Origin of the sequence: Mesorhizobium sp. M7A.F.Ca.ET.027.02.1.1 (assembly GCF_004022985.1) — a bacterium.
Classification (GTDB): domain Bacteria; phylum Pseudomonadota; class Alphaproteobacteria; order Rhizobiales; family Rhizobiaceae; genus Mesorhizobium.
Window position 1 is genome coordinate 1 of sequence record NZ_RZOL01000302.1, and the last position, 7,552, is coordinate 7,552.

8 protein-coding genes are annotated in these 7,552 nt (G+C 63.2%); 1 reads left to right on the forward strand and 7 read right to left on the reverse strand.

From position 1 onward, the window contains the following. Positions 1-378: SDR family oxidoreductase (locus EN749_RS25985; protein WP_128364225.1), on the forward strand; the 378-nt coding region annotated here is incomplete at its 5' end. A gap of 30 nt (positions 379-408) precedes the next feature. Here EN749_RS25985 and EN749_RS25990 read toward each other — a convergent pair. The 7 genes from EN749_RS25990 to EN749_RS26020 all read right to left on the reverse strand — a co-directional run. Then, complete coding sequence (locus EN749_RS25990) at positions 409-657, reverse strand: hypothetical protein (protein ID WP_128364226.1); 249 nt, start codon at positions 655-657, stop codon at positions 409-411. Between the two features lie 58 nt (positions 658-715). Next, on the reverse strand, positions 716-1,498 hold the full coding sequence (gene otsB / locus EN749_RS25995; protein WP_128364227.1) for a trehalose-phosphatase: 783 nt from the start codon (positions 1,496-1,498) through the stop codon (positions 716-718). Then, complete coding sequence (locus tag EN749_RS26000) at positions 1,495-3,276, reverse strand: trehalose-6-phosphate synthase (protein ID WP_128364228.1); 1,782 nt, start codon at positions 3,274-3,276, stop codon at positions 1,495-1,497. Before EN749_RS26000 ends, otsB begins: the two co-directional genes overlap by 4 nt. Positions 3,277-3,415: 139 nt before the next feature. Beyond that, positions 3,416-5,578 carry an amylo-alpha-1,6-glucosidase gene (locus tag EN749_RS26005; RefSeq protein ID WP_128364229.1) on the reverse strand — a complete coding sequence of 721 codons (2,163 nt, stop codon included), beginning with the start codon at positions 5,576-5,578 and terminating at the stop codon, positions 3,416-3,418. Between the two features lie 50 nt (positions 5,579-5,628). Beyond that, on the reverse strand, positions 5,629-6,690 hold the full coding sequence (locus EN749_RS26010) for a glycosyltransferase family 4 protein (RefSeq protein ID WP_128364230.1): 1,062 nt from the start codon (positions 6,688-6,690) through the stop codon (positions 5,629-5,631). Positions 6,691-6,803: 113 nt separating this feature from the next. Further along, positions 6,804-7,181 (reverse strand): DoxX family protein, encoded by a 378-nt coding sequence (locus tag EN749_RS26015; protein WP_128364231.1) that lies wholly within the window; start codon positions 7,179-7,181, stop codon positions 6,804-6,806. A 63-nt stretch (positions 7,182-7,244) separates the two neighbouring features. Next, the coding region (locus EN749_RS26020) for a carboxymuconolactone decarboxylase family protein (RefSeq protein ID WP_145991008.1) at positions 7,245-7,552 on the reverse strand (308 nt) is incomplete at its 5' end.

Sequence of the window (7,552 nt, forward strand, 5' to 3'; positions counted from 1 at the left end):
CAGGCCGCCTTGCCGACACTCAACAAGGCCGGATCGGTCACCTTCATCTCGGCCGTGTCGGCGCAGCTCGCGACGCCCGGCGTCACCGGTATCGCCGCCATCAACGGCATGCTGTTGACTGTGGTGCCGATCCTGGCCCTGGAACTGAAACCGCTGCGCGTCAATGTCGTGGCGCCGGGCGTCATCGACACGCCCTGGTGGGATTTTTTGGCCGAAGAGCAGAGGCAAACGATCTTTGCCGACTATGCCGGGAAGACCCCGGTCGGCCGCGTCGGTCGGGCCGAAGACGTGGCCGACGCAATCGCCTTCCTCGTCTCCAACGGCTTCATGACCGGCCAGGTGCTGACCTGCGACGGCGGGCTGAGATTTGCGGCATAGGAACAGCGACTATCGGGCTCCGACGGGACCTCAATTGGCCTTCTTTGGAACGCGGTCGTTCTCGTCCGCGGGCCTGTCGCCTGCCGGTTTTGCCGAAACAGACTTTTCCGGCACATGGGAATAGTCAGATGTATCCGCCCCATACATCTTGTTGTCGATCGCCTCTTGCCAGCTGTAGTCCGCGTCGGACGGTGAAACGTCGGCGATCTCATGGCGGGAGGAGCGAGCGTGAAGCCAGTTCGGCGTGATCTCTCGAACCAATTGTGCAAAGCGTCCCATCGAAACCGTTCCTTTCCTTGTCCTTCCAGAGGCGCGATCACGGTTGCGTCGGCTGGACCTAGAGTTGACCTCTCAGCCAGGCCAGCGTCTCGGCAACGCCGGCCAGCCCGTACTGCGCGGTGGTTTGCGCCGGTGGTTTGACCCGTATCGATATGCCGCCGGCATCATTGATCGTTTCGAAGCCGTTTTCGTCCGACGTGTCGTCGCCCAGGAAGACCGGGCGGCGACCTGCGAATGGCGCAATCTCCATGAAACGCCGAATCGCGGCACCCTTGGCCGCCTCCAGCGGCAGCAATTCCACGCCGGCGTTGCCGGCAACCACCCGGTAGCCCTTTGGCAAACCGGCCAGCGCCTGCTCGACAAGCTGCGTCGCGCGCGGAAGCAGATGCGGGGCGGCGCGCGTGTGGATGGCCAGCACCCGTCCCTTGCGCTCGATATAGGCCCCACGACCGAGCTCGGCCTCGATCTCGTCGGCAAGGGCTGCGATATCCGCCGGCTCGTCCGCGATTTCGACGTCGTCGTCCGGCAGGAGCCGATGTTCCAGGCCATAGAGCCCGGCGGCGCGCAGTTTCAAAGGCTGAAACAGATGGTCGACGGCCGCAACGGACCGGCCCGTGATGAACGCCAACGCCCCGTTCAGCTTGCGGTCCAGGCCTTGCAGCAAGGAGCGAAGCTCGTCGCTGACCGAGACTGCGTCCGGGTGCTCGGCATGTTCCAGCAACGTGCCGTCGATGTCGAGGAACAATGCCCACTCGCCGGCCAGCACAGGCAGCGGTTTCTCCATGACGGCCTGCGGCTTTTGCAGGGTCTCGCCAGTCATCTTCTGCAGCGTATCGCTCATGACATCGCCATCCGTCTGCGCTCAAAGATGGAGACGACATTGTCGACGCTGGGCGGCGGGTCGCCGGCGGCACCGGTTACCCGATCGAGGTCTCCGCGCTTGCGCAAACGTGCCGCATCCAGAAGCATGCTGCCGGCCCAGCGATAGACGTTGTTGTTGCGGATCGTCTCGCGCATGGGTCGCATGCGCTCGCGCTGTTCTTCGGGCGCCATGGTCAATGCCTGCACCAGCGCTCCGCTCATCATGGCGGCATCGTAAGGGTTGACGATCAGCGCCTCCAGCAATTCGCGCGAGGCGCCGGCGAAGGTGCTGAGCATCAAAACACCCTGCTCGTCGTCGCGCGCGGCGACGAATTCCTTTGCGACGAGGTTCATGCCGTCATGCAGGCTGGTGACCATGCATATGTCGGCGGCCCGATAGATCTCGTAAACCTGTTCTTGCGAGTGATGTTGGGCCACCATGATCACCGGCCTGTAGCCCTCGCTGCCATAACGCCGGTTGAGCTCTTCGGCATAACGGTGGCACTCGTCATGGAGCAGCTTGTAGGCCGGCAGCGTGCCGCGGCTGGGTGCCGCGACCTGCAGGAAGACAAGTTTTCCGATCCATTCAGGCTGTCGCTTGAACAATTCGTTCAAAGCGTGAAACCGATCAAGAATGCCTTTGGTGTAATCGAGGCGCTCGACCCCGACGGCCAGCTTCACATCAGCTTTAAGGCCGAACCTCTCGCGCATGCGAGCGCGGCAATCGTCGACATCGGGAAGTTTCGCCAGCAGGTCCGCCGGCCATTCTATCGAGATGGGATAGGCGTGCACCAATGTGGTCCGTCCGCCGTAGGAGATGGCCGCATCGGCCCGCTCGATGCGGCTTTCCAGGAAGCGATCGACGCTTTCGGTGAAATTGTTGGCGTGGAACTGGGTGTGGAAGCCGATGATCGAACTGCCGAGCAGCCCTTCGAGGATGCGTTCACGCCAGGGACAGATGCTGTACACTTCCGAGTTCGGCCACGGGATATGCCAGAAAGTGATGACGATCGCCTCCGGCAGGCGCTCGCGGATCATGCGCGGCAGCAGCGCGAAATGGTAGTCCTGGACCAGCACGATCGGCCGCTCGTTGCGGGCCTCGGCAACCACCGTATCGGCAAACTTGCGGTTGACGGCTTCATAGGCAGCCCAGTCCGAAGCGCGAAAAATCGGCCGGGTGAAGGCGATATGGCAAAGCGGCCAAAGGCCCTCATTGGCGAAACCGAGATAATAGCCCTGGTGCTCTTCCTCCGTCAGCCAGACTCGGCGCAGCGTGTAGGACGGGTTGCCAGGCGGCACCTGCACACGATCGTGGTTGTCGACGGTGAGGCGGTCCGCCGTTCCGCCGCCATAGGCGATCCAGGTGCCGGCACAGGCGCGGGTAATGGGCTCGAGCGCCGACACCAGTCCGCTGGCCGGGACGAGCAACTCGACGCCGTCGCCCTTCACATTGTGGATGTACGGTTCGCGATTGGACACCACGATGACCTGCGCATCGGGCAGATCGTCGGCCAGGATCTTGCGCAATGTTTCGGGCGACCAGGTCACCAGCGCGGCATCGGCCGATTGGCCATTCTTTTCGAACTCCCGTATCACCTTGCGCGCGGCTTCCGCGGCCACATCTTCGCCTGCCGTATGTGCGACCGCGGGTGGATGACGGCGACGGTGCCGCGATATGGAGAGGAAAACGGCAAGAGCGGAAAAACCGAGGCTCGCGAAGATCAGAACCCAGAGCAGGTCCGCACCGTAGTTTGTCATTGAATGTCAACTCACCCCGGCCGTCGGCGACCGTTTGTTCGTGTTCCCGTTTGAAATGGTCCGCCGACCACGTGGTCAGCGTTCGGACCTATTTTTGCAACGCACAAAGCTCGGATCGGTTCCGGCAATTTTGTTCGGATCATGTCCTTACGATGAGCGGCACCAGCCCTTCATGGCGGTCGGCAAGGAAAGCGACGACCCGGTCACCGACGCGCTGGAAGGTGAGATCGACGACCCGGTCGCCGACGCCCAGGTGCCGCAGTGTCAGCGTATCGATGCCGATCGGCAGTCTCGGGCGGGTGACGCGGATTTCGCCATCCCAGCCGTCGATCTCCAGGCCAAGGCAGGCCTGCATCAGCATGAAGGCGGATCCCGCCGACCACGCTTGCGGCAGGCAAGCGACGGGATAGGCGATGGGTGCTTCGCCCGGCGCGCGTGTAAACCCGCAGAACAGTTCGGGCAGCCGCATGTTGAAATGGACCGCGGATTCGAATGTGCCGCTCATCAGGCGAACCACGCTTTCACGCTCGCCATAATGCGCCAGGCCGGCACCGCATATGGCGGTGTCGTGCGGCCAGATCGAGCCATTGTGGTACGACATCGGGTTAAAGAACACCGCATCGTCGGCAAGCGTCCTCAGCCCCCAGCCGGAATGGAAGGAGGCGGAAAGCAGCTGGTCGGCGACCATCTGGGCCCGCGCCGGCTCAGGCAATCCGACAAAGAGCAGATGCCCGGCATTCGAGGTCCGCACCTTGCAGGGCTCGCCGGCACCGTCGATCGCGAGGGCATAAAAGCCGAGATCGTCAAGCCAGAAATCGCGTTCCACCGCCACCCGCATCGCCTCGGCGCGGTCCTCCCAGTGATCGGCTTTGTCGTCCTCGCCACGGCGGCGGGCAAGCTTGGCCAGCCCGCGGAAGGCGGCAAAGACATAGCCCTGCACTTCGACCAGGGCTATCGGGCCCTTGGGAATGCGGCCATCGGCATGGAAGACCGAATCGAAACTGTCCTTCCATCCCTGGTTTGCGAGGCCGGACTCGGCCGCTCGCTGGTAAGTCACGAATCCGGTCTCCTGGCCCGCCTCCTCCGTCCATTCGGCCGCCGCGCACAGCGAAGGCCACAGGCCGTCGATGAACGCCATGTCACCGGTACGATCGGCGTAGGCGCAAGCAAGATAGATGTAGAGCGGTGTCGTATCGACGCCACCGTAGTAGCGGCCGAAGGGAAGCTCCCGCAGCGCCACCATTTCGCCTTTGCGGGTCTCGTGCATGATCTTGCCCGGCTGCGAATCGCTGAACGGCGAGGTCTCGGTCGCCTGATGCTGGGCCAGAAAGGCCAACACGCCCCGCGCCAGGCCGGGATTGAGCCACAGCATCTGCAGCGCCGAGATGACGCCGTCACGACCGAACGCCGTCGAGAACCAGGGGATGCCGGCATAGGGATAGGGGCCGGTCGCCAGTTCGGTGGTCAGCAGCGCGACATCGGCGCGGGCGCGCTCGACCCAGTCGTTGAAGACGCGGCCGGAGCTGCGCACCGTCGCGCCATGGCGACGTTTGGCCCGCATGCCAAAGCGGGCGCGGGCGGCAGCGGCGCGGAACCGGTCGCGGTCGGGCTTGTCGGCCACCTCGGGACCGACCTCGACATAGAGCACCTTCCTGCTGCGCTTGGTCACGGCGATCAGGAAATCGGCACGGTTGGCTGTCAGTTGGTCCGGCGCCTGCGAGAACGATATCGCAGAGAGGCGGGCCAGGCCGTCGAGCCCGTCATAGCGCAGCAGGACCGACGTCGCGTCTGTTTCGGCGGCATGGGCCAGCCCACGCTTCAGCCGTGTCGACCCCCGCACTTCGAACATGTCGCGGAAATCGGCGGAATAGTGCAGGGAGACGCTGATCGTGGAGTGTTCCCGGCTGTAATTGGAAAGGGTGATGCGTTCGAACAGCCTGTCTTGCCAGAGCAGTCTGACGCGTTCGATGTGGATGGCTCCCTGCGGGATGTCGCGTCCGCCGGCGCTCTGTATCGGCAGATTGGTCAAATTGGTGGTGAACAGCACATTGTCCTGGCTGAGCGAGGCGCCGAGCAGCGATGTCTGCCTGCCGCCGACGGTCAGCCGGAACTCGGAAAGAACCCGTGTGTCGTCGCGAAAGAAACCGTCGCCGGCTCCACGTATGTCGCCATAGGCGTCGGCAACCGCGAAGCAATCGCCCTGCTTGAGCGCAAACAGCCGATGCGGCTCGCGAGGGGCGGTGGCGTCGAGCGATGCAAGCGCAACCGCGGGATCGAGCTGGCGCTCATCGAGTTGGGCCATTCGTCAAAGATCCCTGTTGTTTCGTTGTCGTGGCTCGAGCACGTCGTTGCTCAAGACGCCTTCGCCTCGGTCGGCACGCCGATCAGGCGTGCATAGGCGGCCAGATAGTCGCCGGCCATTCTTCGAGCGGAAAAACGCTTTTCAAAAACGGCCCTCACCTTGCGCCTGTCGAGTTGCAGCAAATCAGGCACCGCGGCGACCGCGCCATCCATCGTGTCAGCGATGAAACCGGTGACGCCTTGATCGATGATCTCGGACAGCGCACCGCAATTCCAGGCGATCACCGGCGTACCGCAAGCCATGGCCTCGATGGCGGCGAGCCCGAACGGCTCCGGCCAGTCGATCGGGAACAGCAGGCCGGCCGCCTTGCCGAGAAATTCCGCCTTCTGGTCCTCCTCGATCTCGCCGACATAGACGATGCGATCGCCGTCGATCAACGGTTCGACCACCTCGTGGAAATAGGCGCGGTCGTCGTCGCCGATCTTTGCCGCGAGCTTCAGCTTGAGCCCCGACCGCAAGGCGATCTCGATGGCACGATCCGGGCGCTTGTCGCGTGAGAACCGGCCGAGGAAGGCAAGGTAGGGTTCTTCCGCCGTCGTCTCGAAAGTCGGTTCGTAGAGAGCGGTCGGCAATCCATGATGGATCGTCGCCAGCCAATTGGCCTTGGCAAGGCCCGCCTTCTGGCTGTGCGAAATGGAAATCAGGGGAAAACGCGGAAACCGTTCATAGGCCGGCGCCAGGTCCACATAATCCAGCCTGCCATGCGGCGTCGTCACCGTGCGGTCGGCGAGATCCTCGAAGAAGGAAAAGTGCAGGAAATGGCTGAGGTGGAAGTGGATGACATCGAACTCCGACGCCCGGTCCCTCACCTGTGCAAGCATCGAAAGATGCGCAGCGATCTCGGATTTGAGCGGACGCGGATCGAGGCGCAGCGCGCGTTCCCGGCTGGCTACCAGCGTCGCGGAAGTCTGGCTGTCGCCACTGGCGAACAGCGTCACCTCATGGCCCAGATCGACCAGCGCTTCGGTTAGATACGAGACGATGCGCTCGGTGCCGCCATAGAGCCTTGGCGGCACCGATTCATAAAGCGGCGCGACATGGGCGATTTTCATATTCCATCCTGGATGCTGGGCATGCAGGTGTGAAATGCGTCAACGCCTCGATTGGTTCCGATTTTATGATCGAGCGTCGGCACCAGAGGCCGCAGTCGGCATGCAACTATGCGTCAAACGGATTGCGCGATCAGGGTCAGAAAGCCACCGCTCAGGGCGACATTGCCGACGAAGCCATTGATGCGGGACGCACGGTCCGGACCCTGATGGTCCCAGAAATTGTGGAACATCGGCGTGGCGACGATGAGGAACAGCAGCAGCACCGCGGCCGCGAGTGCCGTCCACAATCCTGCGATGACCAGCACGCCGGCGGCGATCTGAAGCACGATGCCGAGCCACAGCGCCAATCTTGCCTGCGGCACACCGCGCGCGGCCATCATATGGGTCAGAAAGGCCGCGTTCTGGATGTTGCGCAGGCCGGCGAAGACGAAGGCGCCGCCGAGCAACAGGCGAGCGAGAAACAACAAGGTCGAAGGCATATCGGCAGGCATCAAACGCTCCCTTTGAAAGTGGGAGCCCCGCCTTTCGACGGCGCTCCCAACATAAATGGACAATCAGGCGGCCTTGGCCGCCGGCATCGGGTGAATGGCCTGGAACGGAATGCACAGCCGGTTCCAGGTGTTGATCATGCCGAGCGCAACGGACAGCTTGACCAATTCCTCTTCCGAGAAATGCTCGAGCGTCTTTGCATAGAGCTCGTCCGGCACGCCATTGTTGGCGATCAGGGTGACGGCCTCGGTCCAGGCAAGGGCGGCGCGTTCGCGCAGGGAAAACAGCGGCGATTCCTTCCAGGCTGAAACCAGGTAGAGCCGCTGCTCGGTCTCGCCGTCGCGCCTCGCCTCGCGGCTATGCATCTCGACGC